Genomic DNA, 23,472 nt, shown 5'->3' with positions numbered 1-23,472 from the left:
CGATCGTTTGTTTGTCCGCAGCAGTAAGGAAGCGTTTAAGGAGAGGTTTCGGGCTGTCTTGGGTGACGGAGATGTCCGGAGTGGATTCGGTGACGCATTTGCGCAGTCACGTTCTCCAGAGGTGGCTGGGCTTTGAGGTTCGATTCCCCTTAGCTCCACCAAATTCGATCAGGTCAGGGCCGAGGCCTTCCGCCAAGCACGATTGCTCAGCAGGCGCAGCCCGTTCAGTGCGACGATGATCGTCGACCCCTCATGACCCGCCACGCCGAGCGGCAGGGGAAGATGGCCGAACACATCCCACAACACCAGCACCGCGATGAACGTCGCTGCGATGGCGAGGTTGGCGATCACGATACGACGCGCCCGACGCGCCAACGCCACCACGGCAGGGACCGTCGCGAGCTCGTCACGGACCGTAACGACGTCGGCCGTTTCCAGGGTGAGGTCGGCTCCGTTGCGCCCCATCGCTATCGAGCCGTGTGCGGCAACCATGGCGGGTGCGTCGTTGATCCCGTCGCCAACGAACAGGACGCGCTCGCCGTCGGCCTGCAACCCCCGCACAGCGGCGACTTTGTCATCGGGCAGCAGGTCGGCGCGTACATCCATGATGCCGACTCCGACCGCCAAGTGTTCTGCCGCACGCCTCGAATCGCCGGTCAACAGGACCGGTGGCTTCGATGTGAGCCCGGCTATGTCGCGCACAACTTTGTCGGCATCGGGCCGCACGGTGTCGTCGAGGCCGAGCACTCCGATCGCCGTGCCATCGACGGTGACCACGACGACGGTGGTTCCTCGGCTCTCCAGATGATCGACGACTGGGCTGGTGACCGAAAGTGATTGCGCGCTCAGCACTTCGACCGTCTGGCCCGAGAGACGCGCGCGCACGCCGCGACCGGGTAGCGCCCGGAAGTCGGTGGTGCCGGCCGGTACGAGACCGCGGATCCGGGCGGCTTCGACGATCGCGCGACCGAGCGGGTGCTCGCTGAACTGCTCTGCGCCTGCCGCGATTCGCAGCACGTCGTCCTCGGCGTAGTGGCTGTCGAGCGTTGTGACATTGGTGAGTTGCGGTGCGCCCGTTGTCAATGTGCCCGTCTTGTCGATCGCGACCCGGGTGACGTCGGCGAGGTGTTCCATCGCGATCGCCGATTTGACCAGTACACCGTTTCTTCCGGCGGTGGCGATGGCCGATAACAGCGGCGGCATGGTCGCCAACACCACGGCGCATGGCGACGCGACGATCATGAATGTCATCGCCCGGAGCAGCGTGGACGCGAGATCGGCACCGAGCAGCAGCGGGATCGTGAACAGCGCGAGGGTCGCGACGACGACTCCGATGGAATAGCGCTGTTCGATCTTTTCGATGAACAGCTGCGTTTTGGCTTTGGTGGCCGACGCCTCCGCGACGAGGGCGACGATGCGAGCGACCACGGTGTCGGACGGATCCTTGGTGACCAGGATGCGCAGTGCGCCTGACCCATTGAGCGTCCCCGCGAAAACCTCGTCATCGACCGACTTGCTCACCGGCAGCGGTTCGCCCGTGACCGATGACTGGTCGACGTCGGACGCACCGAGGACGACGACACCGTCGGCCGGGAGTCGCTCACCGGGCCGCACGCTCACGATGTCACCGACGCCAAGGTCCTCGGCGTTGACCGCTTCTTCGAACCCGTCGGAGTCGATGCGAACGGCACGATCGGGTGCCAGGTCAACCAGTCCCTTGACCGAGTCCTGCGTGCGCTTTGTCGCGGCGTCCTCCAACGCTCCCGATATGGCGAAGATGACGATCAGCAGTGCACCGTCGAAGATCTGGCCGATACTCGCCGCGCCGATTGCCGCGACCACCATGAGCAGGTCCACATCGAGCGTACGGTCCCGCAACGCTTGCACGCCTTCCCGCGCCGGTAACCAGCCGCCGGTGAGGTAGCAGGCCAGATACATGGCCCAAAACAGCCACGCCGGACCGCCTGCCAACTGCGTTGCCAACCCCGCCAGAAACAACCCGAGGGCGGCCACCGCCCACCGCACCGAACTCACCGACCACAGGCTGGTCAACCCGAACGGCGTCGGGTGGGCGGCCGATGCGTGTCCGGTCGGCACGGTCGCGGTGGTCCTCGAGGCATCTTCCGAAACGCGTATCATGACCACATCTAAACATGTAGAACTCTACATGTATGTCATCGGCCGGACGGCCATGCTTCAATTGACAGCATGGGGCACGGAGTCGACGGCAGGGTGACGCCACCGGCCACGCTCGACCCCGCCTCGGCGGGCAAGATCGCCGAGACGTTGCAAGCCCTCGCTTCGCCCAACCGCTTGATGATCCTCACCCGACTACGCCAGTCGCCCTGTTCAGTGGGGGAGTTATCGACCGCGGTGGGAATGGAGCAGCCGGCGGTGTCTCACCAGCTCCGGCTCCTACGCGCACTCGGACTGGTCGCGGGTGACCGCAACGGTCGCAGCGTTGTCTACCGGCTCTACGACAACCACGTCGCTCAGCTCCTCGACGAGGCCGTCTATCACATCGAGCATCTACGCCTCGGGGCGACGGAAACCACGGCCTAGAGGCGAATTCGATAGCGATATCGCGCCGAATCGTCGTTTACATTCCCGCGAGGCGGGGCACAGATCGCGGCAGTGGGCGGCGATCGGTGAGGGTTGCATCGGTGTCGCCCGCGAGGCGGTCGGCGGGGTCAACCTCTTTGTTGAGCAGACAGCTCTGCCTCGCTGCACCGTCGCCCGCGCGTTCGGCTACTTGCTCGCGGTCGTCGCGAGCCCGCCGTCGACGGGAATGACCGCGCCGGTGAGGAAGGCGCCCGCCCGGCTGGCGAGAAAGACCGCGATGCCGGCCATGTCGTCGTCGCGCCCGATCCGGCGCAGCGGCGCCGACGCCGCGATCTGGTCGCCGAACGCGTCGAGCGTCGCGGCCATCATCTTCGACGGGAATGCGCCTGGTGCAACGGCATTGACGGTGATGTGCTGCGGCCCCAGCTCGCGGGCGAGCACACGGGTGAGATGATGCACCGCTGCCTTGCTGCTGCTGTAGGAATACGTCGGCAACTCGGGGACCCGAATGCCGTCGACGCTGCCGAGGTTGATGACTCGGGCGGGGTCATCTGCGGTGCCGGCGGCGCGAAGTGCGGGCAGCAGCGCCTGAACGAGCCAGAACGGCGACTTGACGTTGACGTTGAGGATCTTGTCCCACGCGGAATCGGGGAAACTCTCCAGCGGCTCGCCCCATGTGGCCCCCGCGTTGTTGACGAGGATGTGCAGCGGCTCGCCGCCGCCGGTCACCTCCTCGGCCAGCCGGATGCACTCGTCGTGTCGTGAGAGGTCGGCGGGAATGGCCCGCACATCGCCGAACCGGGACAGTTCGGCCTGCGCGCGTTCGCATGCGTCGGCCTTTCGCGAGCTGATCACCACGCTGGCGCCGGCCTGCAGCAGCCCGCGGCTCATCATCACCCCGATGCCGCTCGTGCCACCGGTCACGATGGCGCGCTTGCCGGTGAGGTCGAAAAGCTCTGTGTGAGTGCTGAACTGACCGTTGCTCATCGGCAAGTGCCTCCATCGTCGCCGTGGCGGCACGCAAGGCCGCCCCGCTAGAGACTAGAAGATGAGCCCGGATGCCTTGCTGGTGGCCGCGGCGAACCGGTTCTGGACGTCCTCCCAATTGACCACGTTCCAGAATGCCTTGACGTAATCGGCTTTCACGTTCTTGTACTGCAGGTAGTACGCGTGCTCCCACATATCGACCTGCAGCAGGGGGATGATGCCCAGCGGGACGTTGGCCTGCTGGTCATAGAGCTGGAAGGTGAGCAGCCGCTGCCCGAGGCTGTCATAACCGAGTACGCCCCAGCCCGAGCCCTGCAGGCCGTTGGCGGCAGCGGCGAACTGCGCCTGGAATTTGTCGAACGACCCGAACTGGTCGTCGATCGCGGCGGCCAGCTCTCCGGTCGGCTTGTCGCCGCCGTTCGGTGAGAGGTTCTTCCACCAGATCGTGTGGTTGACGTGCCCACCGAGGTGGAACGCGAGGTTCTTCTCGTTGAGGAAGATTGCGGCATGGTCGCCGTTGGCGCGGGCCTCTTCGAGTTTGGCGATCGCGTCGTTGACGCCCTTCACGTAGGTGGCGTGGTGCTTACTGTGATGGATCTCGTTGATCTGGCCCGAGATGTGCGGCTCCAGGGCGCCGTAGTCGTAGTCAAGGTCAGGCAGTGTGTACTCGGCCATGAACTTCCTTTCTGAAGGGGGTCGACGCTGTGTACCCGTGCTGGGCCGGATCTCACAGATGGCTTCGGCGTCGCGCAGAAGGGCCTCCGCGAAGCCTATGCGCGAGCCCAATATCTGTCTAGGTGTTCAGATGTTGTGCTAATTTGAGGTTGCGGGCGGCCGCGGAGTACATCGATGCAGCACATCATGTAGCGACTTGTCTTCCGACGGTTAGCGGCGCGACGCGGCCGACCCGCGCCCACCTCCACGATTTGCTGATCGACCGATTCGGTGATTGCCGTGCGGGCGGTGCGGGCCACGGGCCACCCGCTGCGCTTCTTGCTCGTGGCGACAAGCAGCCCGTAGCCTCGTGAGGTGGCCGGCCTGACCGGCGTTCGCGCCGACGAACTCACTGCCCTGGAAGTTTTCGGTGGCTATCGGGCCGAGGATCTCGTTCCGCTCGCGGCCCAGCTGACGCCTCTGAACGCCGCCTCCGGACAGGTGCTCATGCACCAGGGCGAACTCGCGCTGTCCTTCCTGTTGATCGGCTCCGGCGCGGCCGAGGTCACGCATACCGGAGACGACGGGCACGACACAGTCGCGAGGCTGACGCCGGGCATGATCGTCGGCGAGATCGCATTGCTGCGGGACACGACCCGCACCGCGACGGTGATCGCCACCGCACCGGTGCGCGGTTGGGTCGGGGGGCGTGAGGCGTTCGCGACCATGCTCGAGATCCCGGGCATGCTCGACCGGCTGCTGAGTACCGCCCGACAGCGCCTCGCCGCGTACGTCAATCCCGTTCCGGTCCGGATGCGTGACGGAACGGAGTTGTTCTTGCGGCCGGTGCTGCCGGGCGACAGCGAACGGTCGTCCAAGGGTCCCGCCGAATTCTCCAGCGAGACGCTGTACCGGCGTTTCCAATCGATGCTCGTTCCGAGCAGGTCGCTGATGCGGTACCTGTTCGAGGTCGACTATGAACACCACTTCGTCTGGGTGATGACCGACGGTCCGGAGGGGCCGGTGGTCGCCGATGCGCGTCTCGTTCGCGACGAGACCGATCCTGCCGTCGCCGAGGTCGCGTTCATCGTCGCCGACGCCTACCAGAACAAGGGCATCGGGTCATTCCTGATGGGGGCGCTAGCAATCGCAGCGAAATACCTTGGTGTCCAACGCTTCACCGCGCGAGTGCTCACCGACAACTATCCGATGCGCACCATCCTCACCCGTCACGGCGCGCACTGGGAGCGAGAGGACCCCGGGGTGGTCACCACGACCATCGACGTGCCGCGCCCGACCAATCCGCCGTTCTCGGCTGAACTGACCAAGCAGATCCGCGATATGGCCACGCAGGTCGTGCGGGCGGTCGGCTGATGCGGGTTCCGCTGTCCAAGGACACCAGGCTGTGCATTTCGCTGGCGGGCCGGCCGAGCAACATCGGTACCCGGTTCCACAACTACCTCTACGATCTGCTGGGCCTCGACTTCATCTACAAGGCCTTCACCACAACGGATATCGCGGCGGCGATCGGAGGGGTGCGGGCACTGGGCATCCGCGGCTGTTCGGTGTCGATGCCGTTCAAACACGATGTGCTGGCGCTGGTCGACGAGATCGAGCAGTCGGCCCGCTCCATTGGCGCCGTGAACACGATCGTCAACGACGACGGTCGGCTCACCGCATCGAACACCGATTACCTTGCCGTGCAGGCTCTCATCGCCGCACACGGATTGCAGCCGTCGCAGTCCGTACTCGTGTACGGCAGCGGTGGGATGGCCGGTGCGGTTGCGGCCGCGTTCTGCGACGCCGGATTCGACCGCGGCACCATTGCGGCCCGCAATGCCGAGACCGGACGTTCGCTCGCAGACAGGCTCGGCTACGAGTACCGCTCCGAGGTCGGTGCGCGCACCGCGGACGTACTGGTCAACGTCACCCCCGTAGGGATGGCCGGTGGTCCCGAGGCCACCGGAATCGCCTTCGGCGAAGAGGCTGTCGCCAACGCGCACACCGTGTTCGATGTGGTCGCGATGCCGTCCGAGACACCGCTCATCAAGGCCGCGCGCGAGGCGGGCGTCGGCGTGATCACCGGAGCTGAGGTGATCGCGCTGCAGGCCGCCGAGCAGTTCGAGCGTTACACCGGGGTTCGGCCGACGGACGAACAGGTCATGGCCGCGTCCGCGGTCTCGCGCGCTTGAGTCAGGGCGTGATCTTGGTTTGTTCGTCGATGACGGACGTCGCGTCCATCAGGGCCATCATCTGATCCTCGCGACCGTCGGCGTTGAGTTGCAGGACATACAGCCCGTCTTGCCCGGGGATGACGACGGTCTTCTGTGCGATCGCCCGTAGCACACCGTCTTTGGTGTAGGTGCCGCCGATCTGCACCGCTTCGAAATCGGAGAGCGTGGACGGTGAACCTTCCTGTGCCCCATCATATCCGGGTAGGTTCTTGATCTCGCCGGGAGCGAATTCGAGGATCTTCGCCGGGTCGACGTTACCGGTCAGCTTCGACACCAGCGCGATGATGGTCGGAGGGTCCTCGGCCATGGCGGGGTCATCGGAAACTATCGCGCCCCAGGCCCATTCGGGTGTGCGCGGCCCGGCATCGCTCCAGCCGGGTGGGAACGGCAGGTCGATGGTGGGCGAACCGGGGTCGCCGCGCTTGACCGGGGTCTCCGTGATGTCGTTCTCGCGGATGTAGTCGACGATCGTGTAGTTGGCGCCTTGCGCTTGAGGCGACGTGGTTGGTGCGGGCGAGGCGCTGGTTTCCGATGTGGTGGTGGGTTCTGAGGTCGTTGTATCCGACGCCGCCTCACCCTCGGTGTCCGAGCTGCAGCCGGCAAGGCCGAGCCCGAGTGCCACGGCCGCGACCGCGACGATGCCGGCCCTCATAGACGTGCCCATTTGCTCCTCCATCGGTGTGGTCTGCGCCGTAGCCTACGGCCGCCCTCCGGCATTTGCAGTCGAAAACGCGCGTAACAGCGGTTACGCAGTTGTTCCCGTTCGGAACAATATTTTGCTACGGGGCTTCATCGTGGTTAGCTGGGACGAGGTTTTGGCGGGGCGGCGGCCAGGGGTGAGAGGGAGACGCGATGCGGGGGCAGAGTGCTCGACTGACGACGACGTTGCGTTCGCTGGGGGCGATGATCCTGGCGGTGTTCGCGGCGATCGTGGTGGCGGTGGCATGGACGACCGCAACCGCGGTCCACCTGGCGGCAAGCGCGTTGATCATGGGCGGGACCGAACACCCGTTGACCACCCCGCCGGATGACCCCATGTACATCTCCGGATACCTGAGCAACGCCGTCAACGGATTCATCAACCCTGCTGCGGGAGAGCCCACCGATGCCGACGGCGGCCCCATCGACGGCGTCGACGACAACGTCTATGCGGTCGTCTATCCGGCGGCGTTCTTCCCGGTGTTCGGCAGCCAGACCTTCGATGACTCTGTCGGCGAAGGCGTGACGAGCCTTAACGGCTGTGTTCGCGGGAGCGCGTCCTGCGTCTACAACGACGACGCCAGTTACGACGTGGAGAACCCGCTGGGGCCCGAACCCGCCGCCCCGTCCGCCTATGAGGATTACGTCATCTTCGGCTACTCGCAGAGCGCCGTGGTGGCTTCGCTGGTGAAGCGGGAACTGATTGCTGATCCTCGAGAGCCCGAGAATCCCGGCGACCCCGCTCCCGAAACGTCGTTCTTCCTGCTGGCCAATCCGATGCGCCCCAACGGCGGCATCCTGGCGCGTGGCCCCGAAGGCCTCACGATCCCGATCATCGGCATCACGTTCTACGGCGCGACCCCGACGAACTCATGCGAGGGCGGTGGGGAGTGCATGCCGACCGTCGACGCCGCGGCACAGTACGACCTTCTCGGCGGCGACGCACCTGCCAGCCTCACCAACGTGTTGGCCATCGCCAACTCGCTCGCCAGTTACTACTACCTGCACGGCGATCTGCAGAACGAGAACTTCGACGACGCCGTCTACCAAGGCTCGTACGGCGACACCGACTACTACCTCTATCCGGCCGAACGGCTGCCGATCCTGATGCCGTTCGAAGCATTCGTGCCCTCGCCGATCCTGACGGCCCTGGATGCACCGCTGCGGGTGCTGATCGAGGGGGCCTATGCCCGCGACGTGAACCCGGGTGTCGCGACGAAGGTGGGCCTGCTTCCGTTCCGGAACCCGATCCGCACCGCGATCAACTTGGTGCAGTCGATCCCGACCGGTCTCGATGATGGGATCGAGGAGATCACCGGCGACCGCCCGCTGGGTACCGAGGAGACCACCAGCCCCTTCGGTGTCGGTGGACCCGAATTGCCCGATCCACCAGAAGACACCGCTGCGAGGACGATGTCGTGGGCGCGTTCAGGAAACGCCGACCTGGACGAGGGGAACGTCGTCGAAAACCTGCCGCCCACGAGTGAGCTCGAGCCCTCCGGAGGTCAGGTCGAGCAGGATCCATTGGGACAGCAGCCTATTCAGGTCATCGCCAACCCGACACCGCCCCGCAGCGAGGCAACCACGAAGCAACCCGAGGAAGTGGTGGTCGAGGAGCGCATCGACGCTACGGGCGCCGAGAAGGCCGGGAACGGCGCCCTCACCGGCAAGGCGCCGAGGGTCGGCCTCAAACCCGCGCTGCCCAAGCTGAATCTCCCGAAGTTGCCGAAGCTGCGCGGACCCATCGGTTTCGACTCTCCGGTGCGGCTGGGGCCGTCACCCGCGAACCGGCCGGATCGGACCGGAACGGGTGCAAACCAGACGGATGCGGAGCCCGACGACCCGCCTGCCGGCGGTGACACGGGCGGCGACTCCGACGCCGAAGGTGCCGCCGCCTGACGGGATCAGCGCGAGCAGTTGAGCGAGACGGTGATCGACCTGCTCACCACGACCGTGATGAACTCCCGGTCCTCACCCTTGCCGACCGCGAACGTCTGGGTGACCTCCTGCGGGTTGCGCACGCTGGTGACGATGCACTCGTTGATCGGGCCGCTGCCGACCCGGTCGATGACGACGTCGTAGCCCTGGTCCTCGAGCTCGGCGATCGTCCGCGGCGCGTCACCCGGTTGCACCGGTTGTGCGGCGGCGACCCCCGCGGGCACCACAATGGCGCCCGCCACCGCTGCTGTTGCTGCCACACTCCGAAGAGCACGCATGACAGCCTCCATTCATGAGGGTCGATGTCACTACCTGTTGATCGCCGACGGGCCGTCGATCGTTGCATCGTCGCGGCCGCTGCCACGGCCCTGACGATCTGCGTCGGGGCATGCGGAAACGATTCCGGCTCGTCGCCGGCCGGCGAGTCGTCATCCCAGAATCCGCCGCAGGTCAACCCGGCCAGAATCGATCGGGCGCGCACCGTCCTGCCCGCCGGATACGAGGTGACCGACCTCGTCGCGCCCCTCGGCCCGGTCACCGCGTGGGGATACGGTCCGCAGTGGACCGCCGAGCCCGCGAGGTGTGCGGCGCTGGCCGACCCCGCCGAGGGTGCCACTCGCGCCGACGGCTGGTCCGCGTCGGGGCCCGGCGGCATCGTGTACGCCGTGGTCGCGACCGCGCCCGGGGATCTCGACCCGACGGTGATCGACGAATGCGGGCGCTGGACCATGTCGGGCGGACGCACCACGGGGACCGTCACGCTCGAACCCGCCCCGCCCATCGACGCGGCGCCGACCATCGCGATGGCGACGGCGAGCAGAACCGTCGTCGAAGGTGGCACCGAAACGGTGTCGCACGCCGAAACCGTCACGGCCTACCTGGGTGACCATGTCGCCTTCGTCGCCGTCGTCACCGACCCCGGTTCGCCCAATCCCCAACTCGGTTCGGATTTCACCGCCCATCTGATGACCGAAACGGTGTCCGCGCTACGGGGCTGAGCCGTCGTTGGCCGGTACATTGTGCGGCGATGTCGAACAGGGCCTTGGTCGCGGTGGTGTGCGCCGCTGCGCTGACCGCGTGCGCGACCGGACAACCGGACGACGATCTGTCGGCTGCCGACATCGGGCGTGTCAAGGATGTGCGGGCGAGCTTCGGACCCGACTTCAAGGTGACCGACGTCGGCCCTACCGGTATCGACCCGAGACTGCTGGCGCGCCAGGAACTGCCCAAGGGCGTGAAGTTCGAGCCACCCGACTGTGCGTCGTTCGCCAATCAGCAGATGGTTCCGGCGGGCGCCAAGGGCAACATGGCGGCGACGACGGCCGAGGGCGAGGGCAACCGGTTCATCACGATCGCCGTCGAAACCTCGGAAAGCGCGTCGGTCAACGCGCCGGCCGACAACTGCCGCAGGGTCGGGTTCGCGGGCGGTGCGATGCGCGGGCTCGTCGAGGTCGTCGAGGCACCGCAGATCGAGGGTGCGCAGACGCTCGGAACTCACCGCGTGGTCCAGACGACGGTGGACGGTAAGCCCCGCACCGGCGAGCTTTACAACTATCTCGCCAGCTTCGGCCCTTTCCTGGTGATCGTCACCGCGAACCCGCTGGTGCTGCCCGACAAGCCGGTGGCGAAGGTCGACACGCAACGCGCTCGCGACCTGCTGGTCGCGGCGGTGAACGCGGTCAGGGCTTAGCGCACGTCGTGCGGACGGAACTGGATGCTGATCCGAACGCCCACGGGACGCGCCGTCTTGGGGATGGCGTGCTCCCAGGTGCGCTGACACGACCCGCCCATCACGAGTAGGTCGCCGTGCGCGTGCTGCAGGCGTAGCGACTTGCCGCCACCGCGAGGCCGCAGCGCGAACGTCCTGGTCGCGCCGAGCCCGATGATCGCGACCATGGTGTCTTCGGTGCTGCTGCGCCCGACGGTGTCCCCGTGCCAGGCGACGCTGTCGTTGCCGTCGCGGTACAGGCACAGCCCCGCCGTGGTGAACGGTTCGCCGAGTTCACCCGCGTAGGCGTCGTTGAGGCGACGGCGGAGTTGCTTGAGGCGCGGATGCGGCGGCGGGTCGTCGACCAGGTTGTGGAAGCTGACAAGGCGGGGGACGTCGACGACGCGGTCGTACATCGGTCGGCGCTCCGCACGCCACGGGACGACCTCGGACAGTTCTGCGAACAGTGAGTCGGCATCGTCCAGCCACCCGGAGCGAAAGTCGATCCAGGCCCCGTTGCCGAGATGGCGGCGTTCGGCGTGCTCGAACAGCGAGCTCTGCAGCGCCAGCTCCATGTCCGCGATTCTATCGCACAGACGTTCGATCTGTCAGAGACGTGCTGCGCCGGGTCCGTGTTCGGCGAGCACGTCTCCGGGATTGGTCAGTGCGCATGTCTTCAGGCTCAGGCAGCCGCAGCCGATGCAGCCGGTCAGGTTGTCGCGCAGGCGTTGCAGGTGCAGGATGCGGTCGTCGAGGTCTTGGCGCCAGCCCGCCGACAGTCTGGCCCAGTCCTTACTCGTCGGCACCCTGTCGGTGGGCAGGGTGGTCAGCGCTTCTCGTATGCGGGACAAGGGGATTCCGAGGCGCTGTGACATCCGGATGAACGCGACGCGGCGCAACGTCTCGCGCGCATAGCGCCGCTGGTTGCCCGAGGTGCGTCTGCTGTGGATCAGGCCTTCGCGTTCGTAGAAGTGCAGCGCCGAAACGGCGACACCGCTGCGAGCCGACATCTCGCCGGGAGTCAGCTCGGAAATCAACTCCATAACATCAACCATAGTTGAGGTGCTGTCGCGGGTTACGGTGCTAGATGTGACGCTGGGCTGCGACTCCGAGGTGGGTCGGCTGACTGCGGCCATCCTGCATCGGCCCGGGGCCGAGTTGCAGCGCTTGACGCCGCGCAACAACGATGCGCTGCTGTTCGACGGACTGCCCTGGGTGGCCAGGGCGCAGGCCGAACACGACGCGTTCGCCGCGCTGTTGGTCGACCGGGGCGTCGAGGTGATGCTGCTCGCCGATCTGTTGACCGAGGCGCTGTCGCACAGCGGCGCGGCGCGGATGCACGGGATCGCGGCTGCTGTCGATCCGAGGCGGCTGGGTCTGCCACTGGCGCAGGAACTTTCGGCGTATCTTCGCTCGCTGGAGCCCGCACCGCTGGCCCACGTGCTGATGGCGGGCATGACGTTCAACGAGTTGCCGCTCTCGGGTGCGGAGCTGTCGCTGGTGCGCCGGATGCATCACGGAGGCGACTTCGTCATCGATCCGCTCCCGAATCTGTTGTTCACTCGCGACTCGTCGTTCTGGATCGGCCCGAGGGTGGCGATCACGTCGCTGGCGCTGCCGGCGAGGGTGCGCGAGACCTCGCTGACCGACGTGATTTACGCGCATCACCCGCGGTTCCTCGGGGTGCGGCGAGCCTACGAATCGCGGTCGGCACCCGTCGAGGGAGGAGACGTGCTGCTGCTCGCGCCGGGTGTCGTGGCGGTGGGGGTGGGGGAGAGGACCACACCGGCCGGCGCGGAAGCGTTGGCGCGCAGCTTGTTCGACGACGACCTGGCCCATACCGTGCTCGCCGTGCCGATCGCGCAGTCGCGAGCGCAGATGCACCTCGACACGGTGTGCACGATGGTCGACGTCGACGCGGTCGTGATGTATCCGCCGGTCGTGGACTCGTTGTCGGCGTTCGTGATTCATCGCGACGGGAACGGCGGAGTCTGCATCGACGACGAGGTGCCGTTCGTCGACGCCGCGGCGACGGCGATGGGTATCGACCGGTTGCGGGTCATCGCCACGGGGTTGGATCCGGTGACGGCCGAGCGTGAACAGTGGGACGACGGCAACAACACGCTGGCGCTCGCCCCAGGTGTGGTGGTCGCCTACGAGCGCAACGTCGAAACCAATGCGCGGTTGGCGGATGCGGGTATCGAGGTGTTGCCGATCCAGGCGTCCGAGCTGGGCACCGGCCGCGGCGGACCACGGTGCATGTCATGCCCGGCCGGCCGCGACCCCCTGTAGCGCCGCGCGCCGTCGCTCGGGCCGGGTACTTCGCGAGACGTACACCAGGGTCGCTGAATCCGCGCGATCACGACCCTGGTGTACGTTTCGCGAGCGGAAACCACGCGCGACGCTCGGCGGCCTCCCGCAGTCTGTGCAAAATGAGCCCGCGGCTGTGCTCCTTGACCACGTGAATGTCCAGCCAACCGAGACACTCCACGAGCGCGTTGCGGTCAATGTCGTGAACGAATCGGCGCCGCTCCGTCTGATGCTGTTCACCGTCGTAATCCAAAGCGATCATCGGTTCGTCCCAACCCATGTCGAGGATCGCCTCAGCGACGCCGTCGCTGACGCGGATCTGAGTACGCGGCCGGGGATACCCTGCGTCGACGACAAGAAGCCGCAACCACGTCTCTTTGGGCGACTGAGCACCGCCGTCCATCAGATCCAGTGCGATGCGGGCACGCTTCATCCCTCGCCAGCCGCGATACCGCTCGAGAAGCGGTGCTACGTCGTCAACGGTCAGGCCGGTCGCCGCTGCCAGTGCGTCGAGATGCCTGACCGCCACGTCGCGACTGAGGTGTCGAGCCAGATCCAGCGCCGTGCGTGCTGGCGTCGTCACCGCAAGGTCGCCGATCGCACAGACCTCGTCCCAGTCGATCCGTTCATTTCGGATGACCACTCCACGCCGTGGACGCTCCCGGGGGCCGATCATGTCGATCGGTGTGTCGGGGTTTACCCATTGGGCTCCGTGCAGTGAAGCCGCAGCACGCCCGGCCACGATGCCGCGACGATCTGTCCACAGCCAGGCAGCATGTGCGGCCAGTTCAACCGACGGTGACGCACCGCGGGGCACGTAGACGCGTGGCTTGACGCGCTTGTAACGCGAGCGCAACTGGCCTCGGGTCAGACCCCTGCCGAGTAGTTCGCCGCCGACGAATGCTTCTTCCATGCGACGGATGCTGGCCGGAAGCGCCGACAATTCTGTCCCCGATTCGCGAGACGTACACCAGGGCTGTGGATAACTCGCTCATACGACCCTGGTGTACGTCTCGCGAATGAACAGCAGCGACCTCAACGCCAGGACGGCAGCCAGATCTGCATGTTCCAGGTGTTCTGCGATATCGGAATGCCGGTCAGGATCGGGTACATCCACGCGAAGTTCGTCAACACCAGTGCGACATAACAACTCACCGCGATCAGCCCGAGCGTTCGGCGCTCGGCGTTCTGGTTCGGCTTGTGCAGGATGTCGCCGAGGATCAACGCGATCATCATCACCAGGAACGGCGCCATCGTCGCTGCGTAGAAGAAGTACATCTGGCGGTCGATGTCGGCGAACCACGGCAAAAAGCCCGCGCTGTAGCCCACCAGCGCGACGGCATATCGCCAGTCGCGCTTGACGAATGCCCGCCACACCGCCCACCCCAGTACCGGCACCGCCAAGAACCACATCGCGGGCGTGCCGACCAGCATGACGGCCTTCACACACGACTGCGCCCCGCATCCGGGCACATCCTGGTTGTCGATCGCGTAGAGCACCGGACGCAAGGACATCGGCCACGTCCACGGTTTCGATTCCCACGGGTGATGGTTCCCGTCGGCGTTGGTCAACCCGGAGTGAAACCGGTACGCGGCATACGTGTAATGCCACAGCGAGCGCAACGCATCGGGAATCGGCAACACGCTGTCCGGGCCGATCGACTGCCCGACCTCATGCCGGTTGATGGCCGTCTCCGAGGCGAACCACGGCGTGTACGACGCGAGGTACACACCGAACGGGATGAGCACCAGAGCGTACAGCGACGGCCCCAGGTCGCGGCGGAACGCGCCGAGCCACGGCCGCGGAACCCGGTACTGGCGGCGCGCCAGGATGTCGAAGACCATGGTCATGACGCCGAAGAACGCGATGAAGTACACGCCCGACCACTTTGTGGCGCAGGCCAATCCGAGCAATACGCCCGCGCCGAACCGCCACCACCGGACCCCGAGCCTGGGTCCCCACACCGTCTCGCCGATGCGGCCCTCGAGCAGCGCGATATGCATGCGCTCGCGCACCTGGTCGCGGTCGACGATAAGGCACCCGAACGCGGCGACCACGAACGTCACCAGGAATCCGTCGAGCAGCGCGGTCCGCGAAGCGACGAAGCTGACCCCGTCGGCGATCACCAACAGTCCCGCGATACCACCGACCAACGTCGACCGGCTGATGCGTCGGGTGATCCGCGCGACCAGGATCACGACGATCACCCCGCACACGGCGCCGGAGAACCGCCAACCCAGCCCGTTGTAGCCGAACAGCGCCTCGCCGATCGCGATCAACTGCTTGCCCACCGGCGGGTGCACCACCAGGCCGTAGCCCGGGTTGTCTTCGACGCCGTGGTTGTGCAGCATCTGCCAGGCCTGCGGCGCGTAATGCTTCTCGTCGAAGACTGGGGTGCCGGCGTCGGTCGGGGATCCGAGATTGAGGAACCGTGTCACCGCCGCCAGCGCGGCGATGACGGCGGTCATCACCCAGCCCTGCAGCCGGTCGACCGGGCCGAAGTCCGCGGCAGGCAGCTGCGGCGCTGGGCTGATGACCGGGACCGCGCGCGGCGCTTTGGTGGCGGGGGCGGTCACGAGTGCGATCGTAGGCTGTCGGCATGAGCCCCGGACGACTGCTCATCGGCGCCACGCCGCTGGGCCAGCCCTCCGACGCCTCTGCGCGGCTGGTCAGCGCGCTGCGCAGCGCCGACGTCATCGCCGCCGAGGACACCCGCCGGGTCCGCACGCTGGCCCAGGCCCTCGAGGTGAGGCTGACGGCGAAGGTGGTCAGCCTGTACGACCAGAACGAGGCCTCGCGTATCGCGGGCCTGCTCGACGGGATCCGGTCGGGTGCGACGGTGCTGCTGGTCAGCGACGCCGGTATGCCGTTGATCAGCGATCCTGGCTATCGCCTGGTGACGGCGTGCATCGACGCCGGGCTCCCGCTCGCCTGCCTGCCGGGCCCCTCGGCGGTGACGACGGCTCTTGCGGTCTCGGGGCTACCGGCCGAGCGGTTCTGCTTCGAGGGATTCGCGCCCCGCAAGCAGGCCGCGCGCAAGACGTGGTTGACGACGTTGGCGACCGAGCAGCGGACCTGTGTGTTCTTCGAATCGCCGCGCCGCCTCGCGGGCACGCTCAGAGACGCGGTCGACGTGCTGGGCTCCGACCGCCGCGCGGTGGTGTGCCGGGAGCTGACCAAGACGCACGAGGAGATCGTTCGGGGCCGGCTCGACGAGCTCGCCGACTGGGCCGCAGACGGGGTGCTCGGGGAGATCACCGTCGTGCTGGCCGGCGCGGTCCCGAAAGCGGACCTCGAAACGCTGGTGGCCGCGGTCCACAAACTCGTCGACGACGGCGCACGGGTCAAGGACGCCTGCGCCGACGTAATTGCGGCGAACCCGGGCTCGCCGTCACGACGTGAGCTCTACGATGCGGTTCTGCGTTCCCGGCAGTGACCCGATGATCGGTGCCGCCTTGTGCAGGCACTCCTCCCATTCGCGATCCGGGTCGGAGTCGGCGGTGATACCGCCACCGACGCCCAAGATCGCATTCCCGTAAGCGTCGAATTCCACCGTCCGGATCGCCACGTTGAGTTCGCACCCCGCCACCGGAGACGCCAACCCGACTGTGCCGCAGTAGATTCCGCGCCTGACTGGTTCCCAGTCTTCGAGCAGCCGGCGTGCCCGCGCCTTCGGCGTTCCCGTCACCGAGGCCGGTGGGAACGTCGCGTCGAGCACCGTCGACATCGGCACATCGACGGGCACCCGCGCGGATACCGTCGACACCAGATGCCATACTCCGGGCGCCGGTTGCACCACAAGTAATTCGGGCACGCAGACGGTGCCGACGTCGGCGACGCGGCCCAGGTCGTTGCGCACGAGGTCGACGATCATGATGTTCTCGGCGACATCCTTGACCGAGCAGCGCAGCGCTTCCGGATCGGCCGAACGCGGCAGCGTGCCCTTGATCGGGCTCGACGCGATGTGGTCACCGCGCCTGCGCAGGAACAGTTCCGGCGACAACGACGCCACCGCCCCCCAGCTTCCGGCGAGATACGCCGCACGCCCGGGCGACGTGCGTTGCACGGCGTCGGCGAAGAAATCCAGGGACGACCCCTCGAGCCGGCCGCGGAACTGCGTGCACACACACGCCTGGTAGACCTCCCCTGCGGCGATCGCCTCCAAGCAGTCCAGCATCCCCCGGCGGTGGGCATCGCGATCGGCCTCACCCCACTCGACGTGCGACGGCCGCGGGGCGACCGGCACTCGCAGCGCATCGGCCACCCAATCGGGAAGCGTTGCATCGGACAGGCTTTCGAACCACCATCGCCCGTCGCCGTCCTGACGCAATACGCAGTCCGACCAGCCGCCGGCAGCCTCGGGGATCCGCGGACCGAGACCGTCGGCCGCCCCATCCGGATACGACAGATAGCCGAACCAGCCGCCCCCGACCGCCTCCCCATCGCCCGCAACGCAGGGGGCCTCGAAGGCGCGCGACGTGTCGACCGGCGCGACGTCCACAGAGGGCGCGATGACTGCGCCCGAGCCGAACCACTCGCCGATCAGCGCCGCAGGTGGCGCCAGCCCGCGATCGGCGGCGGCATATCCGACGGCGCGCAGAACCGCTGGGGCGCTGCCGAGGTCGCCGAGCAGGTCGATGCGCACCGACTCAGCTTGTCAGATGCTGCGCGTGACTTCCCGCGGGATCTCCACCCCGGCCAACTTGTCCGGGTTGCGCATCACGTAGAAGTGCGAGATCCGGCCCTCGGTGATCTCGAGGCTGACGAGCCCCTCGAAGTGGTCGCCCAGGTAGAGCTTGAGCGCGGGCGCGTTGTTGTACATCGCCGGTTCCACCCGGCCGGCCTCGCCCGCGACCCGCACCAGCCCGATGAGGACCCTGGCGACCTTGTCGGCGCCGACCACCGGCCGCCGCGCCGCGCTGACCTTGCCTGCGGAGTCGGCTGTCCATTCGACGTCGTCGGTCAACATCTCCAGCAGCGCATCGACGTCGCCGGTGGACGCGGCCGCGAAGAACCGCTCGGTGATCTCCATCGACACCTTGGGATCGACCGGCTCGAACCGCTTTCGCCGCGACTGCACGTGCTCGCGGGCCCGGTGCGCCATTTGACGTACGGCGGCCGCCGACTTGCCGACCGCCTCGGCGATCTCGTCGTGACCGAAACCGAACACCTCGCGCAGCACGAACACCGCGCGCTCGTCCGGGCTCAGGGTCTCCAGCACCACGAGCATCGCCATCGAAACCGACTCGGCCAGAACGACATCCGATGCCGGATCGTGTGCATCGAGCAACAGCGGTTCGGGAAGCCACGGGCCGACGTACTCCTCGCGCCTCCGCAACTGTGCCCGCAGCGCGTTGAGTGACTGACGGGTGACGAGCTGGGCGAGGTAGGCCTTGGTGTCGCGCACCGCGGCAAGGTCCACCTCGGCCCAGCGCAGGTAGCTCTCCTGCAGCACGTCGTCGGCTTCGGTTGCGCTGCCGATGATCTCGTAGGCGATCGTGAACAGCAGCGGACGCAGCACCGTGAACCGTTCGGCGTGTTCGTCACCCGTGCCGCTCATCGGATCGGTACCGTCTGGGTCGCGACAACCTGCTGCTCCCGGCGCGGGTTCGTCTTCCAGGTGTAGGAGCCAGGCTTGTCGGCCTCGCCGCGAATCCACTTCAGCGTCAAACGGCACACCTGCTCCTTGACCAGAGCACCCGTGCGGCCACCGATGTACCAGCGACGCGGGGTGTCGTCGACGTCGGCGAACTGGAACGTGCCTGCCTTGCGGCCCAGGCTGATGCACTGCCCGGCCATCGCGTGGTTCACCGCGGCCGGGTCATCGCCGGCAAGCCGCGCCAGCACGGTGTTCGCGGCCTGCGCGCCGAGCGGCAGGGCCGCCTGGCAACTCATGCGCCACGGCAGGTCCGACGGTGACGCCGCATCCCCCGCACCCACGATGCGCACGTTGTCGACGCTGGTCAGCGTCTCGTCGGTGAGGAGCCGTCCGAGCGCGTCGGTGGCCAGGCCGCTGGCAGCGGCCAGACCCGGCACGCCGAAGCCGGCGGTCCACACCGTCACGGCGGCCGGCACCTCACGGCCGTCGGCCAGCACCACCCGGTCGGCTCGGACTTCGCCGACCGCGCTGCCCTCGACGATGACGACCCCCAGCTTGGCCAACCGCTTGGTCACCGATCGGCGGCCGCCGGCCGCCAGGGAGGGCGCGAGCACGTCGGTCACCAACGTGACCTGACGGCCGGTCTCGGCCAGCTCGGTAGCGGTCTCGATACCGGTCAACCCGCCGCCGACCACGACCACCGGCGCCGAAAGCGGAACGTCGGCCATCCGGGCGGTCAGTCGCTGCGCCTGCTCCAATTCACTGAGCGGGTAAGCGAACTCGGCGGCCCCCGGTACCACTGCCGGAATCGTGCCGGTGCTGCCGACGGCGTACACCAGGTAGTCGTAAGACAGCGACGCACCGGACGTCAGCGTGACGGTGCGTGCCTCCGCGTCGATCCGCGAAGCCCCGTCGACCACCAGCCGGACGGCCCCCGACAGCACCGCCGAGTAGTCGGCGACGGCGTCGTCGTTGCCGACGACCAACTGGTGCAAGCGGATTCGCTCGACGAACTCGGCGCGCGGATTCACCAGTGTCACGCGGGCGTGCGGGGCCAGCCGGTTCGCGGCCATCACCCCCGCGTAGCCGCCACCGATCACCACGATGTTGTTGGTCATTTCGGTCATGTCGATCTCCTCGGTCATCCGGCCTGCCGTGGGCCGCCGGGGGTGGCGGTTGGGCTCAGAGCCGGTCTGACCTCGAGACACCGGACATCTCCGCAGTGTGACACCTCGGCCCGGAATGTGGCAGAGGTCACTGGCGGCTGATGCTGCGGGGGATCGTGATGCCGGCCAGCTTGTCCGGGTTGCGCATCGCGTACAGGTTCGTGATCTTGTCCTCGATCACCTCGAACATGAACAGTCCCTCGAGGTGGTCGCCGGTGTAGACGACGACCGCGGGCGCACTGTTGTAGACGGCCGTCTCGAAGCGCATCGCCGGCGTCTGTCTGGCCACCTCGAACAGCCGTGCCATGAGCGCGGCCACCCTACGTGCACCGACCACCGGCCTGCGGATGGCGGCGGCCTTCCCGCCGTGGTCCGCGGTCCAGGTGACGCCGGGGGACAGCAACGACATCAGGCCCTCCATGTCGCCGGTGGACGCGGCGGCCAGGAACTGTTCGGTGATCTGCTCGGTGCGCCGTTCGTCCACCGGGCCGAAGCGGTTGCGCCGCGCGTGGACGTGTTCACGGGCGCGGTGCGCCATCTGGCGCACGGTCGACGCGGATCTGCCCACCGCGCCCGCGATCTCGTCGTAGTCGAAACCGAACACCTCGCGCAGCACGAACACGGCGCGCTCGTCGGGGGTCAGCGTCTCGAGCAGGACCAGCATCGCCATCGACACCGATTCGGCCAGCACGACATCGGAGGCCGCATCGCGTGACTCGAGCAGCAGCGGTTCCGGTAGCCACGGACCGATGTAGTCTTCGCGCCGACGGGACCTGGCGCGCAGCGCGTTGAGCGCCTCGCGGGTCACCAACTGCGCCAGATACGACTTCGTGTCGCGCACCGTGCTCAGCTCGACCTCGGCCCAGCGGAGATAGCTGTCCTGCAGCACATCGTCGGATTCGGTTGCGCTGCCCAGGATCTCGTAAGCGATCGTGAACAGCAGCGGCCGCAGGACGGTGAACCGCTCGGCATGCTCGCCCGGTGTGGTGGTCACGGCTTGCTGACCACCTTCGGTCCGGGAACCGGCTGCGCGGGGCGCGGACCGCCCTTGAGCCAGAACGTCCAGGCGGGCTTGCGGGCCGAGCGCCGCATCGCCCACAGGGTGCCCCTGCAGACCGCCTCTTTGAACGTGGCGACCGCCCGCCCGGCGAGATAGACGTTCACCGGGGTGTCGTCCTTGCGCGTGACTTGCAGCGTCGCGGTGCGCCGCCCAAGGCTGATGCAGGACCCGGCGTACGCGTACTCGAACGCGGCGGGCGTGGTGCCCTCGATGCGGCTCAGCACGGTGTTCGCCGCCTGCGGAGCGAGTTGCGTTGCCGTGGCACAGCACATCCGCAGTGGTTGATCCGACGGGGCCGCACAGTCACCGGCCGCGACGATACGCTCGTCGTCCACGCTCGTCAGCGTCTCGTCGGTGATGAGGCGTCCTATCGCGTCGGTGCGCAGTCCGCTCGCTGTCGCCAGCTCCGGCACACCGAACCCGGCGGTCCAGACGGTGACCGCGCTCGGCCGCACCGCTCCGTCGGCGAAGACCACCGCGTCGGCGCGTACCTCGGTGACCACGTTGGCCTCCATGACCGTCACGCCCAGCTTGGCCAGCGCCTTGGCGGTGGAGCGCCGGCCGGGATCGGACAGCGACGGGCCCAGGCGCCCGCCGCAGACCAGCGTCACGTTGCGGCCCTGCTCGGCCAGCTCCGAGGCGGTCTCGATGCCCGTCAGCCCTGCGCCCACGACGGTGACGGGAGCCGCCGGATGCAACGCTTCCAGTGCGGTGCGCAGCCGCTGCGCCTGCTCGAATTCGGCTATCGGATAGGCGAATTCGGCCGCGCCGGGGATGGTTTGCGGCACCGTTCCGGTACTGCCGACGGCGTAGATCACGTAGTCGTAGTCGAGCTCGCGCCCGGACGCCAGGCGCACGGTGCGCGCGGCGGTGTCGATGCGCATCGCGGTGTCGACGACGAGCCGGATACCTTCGCCGAGCAGCGTGCCGTAGTCGACTCCGGCGTCGTAACCGGCGGCGACCAGTTGGTGGAGCCGGATCCGCTCGATGAACTTCGGTCTGGGGTTGACCACCGTGACGTCGACGTCGTCGCGCAGCCGCAGGTGGTTGGCCGCCAGAATTCCGGAGTAACCGCCGCCGATGACGACGACCCGGGTAGTGGGGACTGTGTCTGTGAGTGCGGTGAAATCAGTCATGCCCTCTAGACACCGGCGGGCGCCGGGGCGTGACAGATTGTGACGCGCGTCACATCAGGTGTCAGACCACCCCCAGCGCCAGCATGGCGTCGGCCACCCGGATGAACCCCGCGATGTTAGCGCCGGCCACGTAGTTGCCGGGCTGGCCGTACTCGTCGGCGGTGACCAGGCAGCGGTTGTGGATGCGCCGCATGATCTGCTCGAGTCGCATCTCGGTTTCGGCGAACGTCCACGAGTCCCGCGAGGCGTTCTGCTGCATCTCCAGCGCGCTGGTGGCGACGCCGCCGGCGTTGGCCGCCTTGCCCGGTGCGAACGTCACACCCGCGTTGGCGAAATGTTTGACCGCGGTAGGGGAGCACGGCATGTTCGCACCCTCGGCGACGACGCGGCACCCGTTCTCGATCAGCGCCAGCGCTTCGTCGCCGTTGATCTCGTTCTGCGTGGCGCACGGCACCGCGATCTCACACGGGACGTTCCACACATTGCGGTCGGCGACGAACTCCGCTGTGCCACCACGAATCTCGACGTAATCGGCGATGCGGGCCCTGCGTACCTCCTTGACCTCCTTGAGGATGTCGAGGTCGATGCCCTTCTCGTCGACGACATAGCCGCTCGAATCCGAACATGCGACCACGGTGCCGCCCAGTTCGTGGATCTTCTCGATCGCATAGATCGCCACGTTGCCCGAACCCGACACCACGGCGCGCTTGCCTTCGAACGTGTCGTTGTTGGCCTTGAGGATCTCGTTGACGAAGAAGATCGTTCCGTAGCCCGTGGCCTCGGTGCGGACCTGGGAACCACCCCAGGTCAGTCCCTTGCCGGTGAGGGTGCCGGACTCGTAGCGGTTGGTGATGCGCTTGTATTGCCCGAACAGGTAACCGATCTCACGCGTGCCCACGCCGGCGTCCCCGGCGGGTACGTCGGTGTACTCGCCGAGATGGCGGTACAACTCGGTCATGAACGACTGACAGAACCGCATGACCTCTTCGTCGGAGCGGCCCTTGGGGTCGAAGTCGGCGCCGCCCTTGCCGCCGCCGATCGGCATGCCGGTCAGCGAGTTCTTGAAGATCTGCTCGAAGCCGAGGAATTTGACGATTCCGAGGTAGACCGACGGGTGGAACCGCAGGCCGCCCTTGAACGGACCCAGCGCGGAGTTGAACTCCACGCGGAAGCCGCGGTTGATCTGCACGGTGCCGCGGTCGTCGACCCAGGGCACCCGGAAGATGATCTGGCGTTCGGGCTCGCACAGGCGCCTGATGACCTCGGAGTCGACGTATTCGGGGTGCTTCTCCACCACCGGTCCGAGGCTGTTGAGGACCTCGTAGACGGATTGGTGGAACTCGGTCTCGCCTGCGTTGCGCTTGGCGACCTCTTCGTAGAGGTCGTGCAGTTTCTCGTGTAGTCCGTTCACTTTTCGA

General features: G+C 67.2%; 23 protein-coding genes. 8 read left to right on the top strand and 15 right to left on the bottom strand.

All coding sequences use genetic code 11. The annotated features are described in order from the left end of the window. Positions 1-168 precede the first annotated feature (168 nt). On the bottom strand, positions 169-2,139 hold the full coding sequence (locus RMCN_RS07405; RefSeq protein ID WP_067388101.1) for a heavy metal translocating P-type ATPase: 1,971 nt from the start codon (positions 2,137-2,139) through the stop codon (positions 169-171). 69 nt (positions 2,140-2,208) lie between these two features. On the opposite strand from RMCN_RS07405, the gene RMCN_RS07400 reads away from it, so the two are divergent. Beyond that, on the top strand, positions 2,209-2,562 hold the full coding sequence (locus RMCN_RS07400; protein ID WP_067388080.1) for an ArsR/SmtB family transcription factor: 354 nt from the start codon (positions 2,209-2,211) through the stop codon (positions 2,560-2,562). A gap of 186 nt (positions 2,563-2,748) precedes the next feature. Here RMCN_RS07400 and RMCN_RS07395 read toward each other — a convergent pair whose 3' ends face one another. Both RMCN_RS07395 and RMCN_RS07390 read right to left on the bottom strand, forming a co-directional pair. After that, positions 2,749-3,549, bottom strand: a complete 801-nt coding sequence (locus RMCN_RS07395; protein ID WP_067388078.1) for an SDR family oxidoreductase — start codon at positions 3,547-3,549, stop codon at positions 2,749-2,751. A gap of 54 nt (positions 3,550-3,603) precedes the next feature. Further along, positions 3,604-4,224: a superoxide dismutase gene (locus tag RMCN_RS07390; protein WP_064412084.1), complete on the bottom strand. Its 621-nt coding sequence runs from the start codon at positions 4,222-4,224 to the stop codon at positions 3,604-3,606. 354 nt (positions 4,225-4,578) lie between these two features. On the opposite strand from RMCN_RS07390, the gene RMCN_RS07385 reads away from it, so the two are divergent. After that, positions 4,579-5,577, top strand: a complete 999-nt coding sequence (locus RMCN_RS07385) for an acetyltransferase Pat (protein WP_067388077.1) — start codon at positions 4,579-4,581, stop codon at positions 5,575-5,577. After that, on the top strand, positions 5,577-6,395 hold the full coding sequence (locus tag RMCN_RS07380) for a shikimate 5-dehydrogenase (protein WP_201028802.1): 819 nt from the start codon (positions 5,577-5,579) through the stop codon (positions 6,393-6,395). The genes RMCN_RS07385 and RMCN_RS07380 overlap by 1 nt, the downstream gene beginning before the upstream one ends. Before the next feature lies 1 nt (position 6,396). On the opposite strand, the gene lpqN is transcribed toward RMCN_RS07380, so the two are convergent. Next, positions 6,397-7,101 (bottom strand): envelope biogenesis lipoprotein LpqN, encoded by a 705-nt coding sequence (gene lpqN, locus RMCN_RS07375; RefSeq protein WP_067388075.1) that lies wholly within the window; start codon positions 7,099-7,101, stop codon positions 6,397-6,399. Positions 7,102-7,289: 188 nt separating this feature from the next. Here lpqN and RMCN_RS07370 point away from each other — a divergent pair, with 188 nt between their 5' ends. Beyond that, complete coding sequence (locus tag RMCN_RS07370; protein ID WP_084377235.1) at positions 7,290-9,035, top strand: PE-PPE domain-containing protein; 1,746 nt, start codon at positions 7,290-7,292, stop codon at positions 9,033-9,035. A gap of 5 nt (positions 9,036-9,040) precedes the next feature. On the opposite strand, the gene RMCN_RS07365 is transcribed toward RMCN_RS07370, so the two are convergent. Beyond that, positions 9,041-9,352, bottom strand: coding sequence for a hypothetical protein (locus RMCN_RS07365; protein WP_064412319.1), 312 nt, complete (start codon positions 9,350-9,352; stop codon positions 9,041-9,043). A gap of 24 nt (positions 9,353-9,376) precedes the next feature. Here RMCN_RS07365 and RMCN_RS07360 point away from each other — a divergent pair, with 24 nt between their 5' ends. Together RMCN_RS07360 and RMCN_RS07355 are read left to right on the top strand one after the other, a co-directional pair. Continuing rightward, positions 9,377-10,072 carry a DUF5642 family protein gene (locus RMCN_RS07360; RefSeq protein ID WP_067388072.1) on the top strand — a complete coding sequence of 232 codons (696 nt, stop codon included), beginning with the start codon at positions 9,377-9,379 and terminating at the stop codon, positions 10,070-10,072. 29 nt (positions 10,073-10,101) lie between these two features. After that, the gene (locus RMCN_RS07355; protein ID WP_067388070.1) at positions 10,102-10,764 is read left to right on the top strand and encodes a DUF5642 family protein; all 663 of its coding nucleotides are present in this window, start codon (positions 10,102-10,104) and stop codon (positions 10,762-10,764) included. Here the strand turns inward: RMCN_RS07355 and RMCN_RS07350 are convergent. Both RMCN_RS07350 and soxR read right to left on the bottom strand, forming a co-directional pair. After that, positions 10,761-11,357, bottom strand: coding sequence for an alpha-ketoglutarate-dependent dioxygenase AlkB (locus tag RMCN_RS07350; protein ID WP_067388068.1), 597 nt, complete (start codon positions 11,355-11,357; stop codon positions 10,761-10,763). The two genes, RMCN_RS07355 and RMCN_RS07350, sit on opposite strands and share 4 nt — an antisense overlap. A 33-nt stretch (positions 11,358-11,390) precedes the next feature. Further along, entirely contained in the window at positions 11,391-11,825 is a 435-nt protein-coding gene (gene soxR / locus RMCN_RS07345; RefSeq protein ID WP_064412077.1) for a redox-sensitive transcriptional activator SoxR, read from the bottom strand. Between the two features lie 46 nt (positions 11,826-11,871). On the opposite strand from soxR, the gene arcA reads away from it, so the two are divergent. Further along, a complete protein-coding gene (gene arcA, locus RMCN_RS07340) occupies positions 11,872-13,074 on the top strand; it encodes an arginine deiminase (RefSeq protein ID WP_067388066.1) in 1,203 nt (400 codons plus the stop codon). A 67-nt stretch (positions 13,075-13,141) separates the two neighbouring features. On the opposite strand, the gene RMCN_RS07335 is transcribed toward arcA, so the two are convergent. Both RMCN_RS07335 and RMCN_RS07330 read right to left on the bottom strand, forming a co-directional pair. Further along, positions 13,142-14,005, bottom strand: coding sequence for a type IV toxin-antitoxin system AbiEi family antitoxin (locus RMCN_RS07335; protein ID WP_067388064.1), 864 nt, complete (start codon positions 14,003-14,005; stop codon positions 13,142-13,144). A gap of 122 nt (positions 14,006-14,127) precedes the next feature. After that, the gene (locus RMCN_RS07330) at positions 14,128-15,669 is read right to left on the bottom strand and encodes a dolichyl-phosphate-mannose--protein mannosyltransferase (protein WP_064412074.1); all 1,542 of its coding nucleotides are present in this window, start codon (positions 15,667-15,669) and stop codon (positions 14,128-14,130) included. 23 nt (positions 15,670-15,692) lie between these two features. On the opposite strand from RMCN_RS07330, the gene rsmI reads away from it, so the two are divergent. Further along, on the top strand, positions 15,693-16,529 hold the full coding sequence (gene rsmI / locus RMCN_RS07325; RefSeq protein ID WP_064412073.1) for a 16S rRNA (cytidine(1402)-2'-O)-methyltransferase: 837 nt from the start codon (positions 15,693-15,695) through the stop codon (positions 16,527-16,529). On the opposite strand, the gene RMCN_RS07320 is transcribed toward rsmI, so the two are convergent. The 6 genes from RMCN_RS07320 to gdhA all read right to left on the bottom strand — a co-directional run bounded on the left by RMCN_RS07320 (position 16,485) and on the right by gdhA (position 23,465). Next, positions 16,485-17,738, bottom strand: a complete 1,254-nt coding sequence (locus RMCN_RS07320; protein ID WP_067388062.1) for an aminodeoxychorismate synthase component I — start codon at positions 17,736-17,738, stop codon at positions 16,485-16,487. The two genes, rsmI and RMCN_RS07320, sit on opposite strands and share 45 nt — an antisense overlap. Positions 17,739-17,750: 12 nt before the next feature. Beyond that, complete coding sequence (locus RMCN_RS07315; RefSeq protein ID WP_064412071.1) at positions 17,751-18,653, bottom strand: RNA polymerase sigma-70 factor; 903 nt, start codon at positions 18,651-18,653, stop codon at positions 17,751-17,753. Then, positions 18,650-19,819, bottom strand: a complete 1,170-nt coding sequence (locus tag RMCN_RS07310) for an NAD(P)/FAD-dependent oxidoreductase (RefSeq protein WP_064412317.1) — start codon at positions 19,817-19,819, stop codon at positions 18,650-18,652. The genes RMCN_RS07315 and RMCN_RS07310 overlap by 4 nt, the downstream gene beginning before the upstream one ends. A 127-nt stretch (positions 19,820-19,946) precedes the next feature. Further along, entirely contained in the window at positions 19,947-20,852 is a 906-nt protein-coding gene (sigJ, locus tag RMCN_RS07305) for an RNA polymerase sigma factor SigJ (RefSeq protein ID WP_064412070.1), read from the bottom strand. Then, positions 20,849-22,054 (bottom strand): NAD(P)/FAD-dependent oxidoreductase, encoded by a 1,206-nt coding sequence (locus RMCN_RS07300; protein ID WP_067388060.1) that lies wholly within the window; start codon positions 22,052-22,054, stop codon positions 20,849-20,851. The genes sigJ and RMCN_RS07300 overlap by 4 nt, the downstream gene beginning before the upstream one ends. 61 nt (positions 22,055-22,115) lie before the next feature. Then, entirely contained in the window at positions 22,116-23,465 is a 1,350-nt protein-coding gene (gdhA, locus tag RMCN_RS07295) for an NADP-specific glutamate dehydrogenase (RefSeq protein ID WP_064412068.1), read from the bottom strand. Positions 23,466-23,472: the final 7 nt, after the last annotated feature.

The sequence above is a fragment of the Mycolicibacterium novocastrense genome (assembly GCF_001570485.1).
Taxonomy (GTDB): Bacteria; Actinomycetota; Actinomycetes; order Mycobacteriales; family Mycobacteriaceae; genus Mycobacterium; species Mycobacterium novocastrense.
Note: the sequence above shows the minus strand (reverse complement) of the source record. Positions and strands in the feature narration are given on the sequence as shown.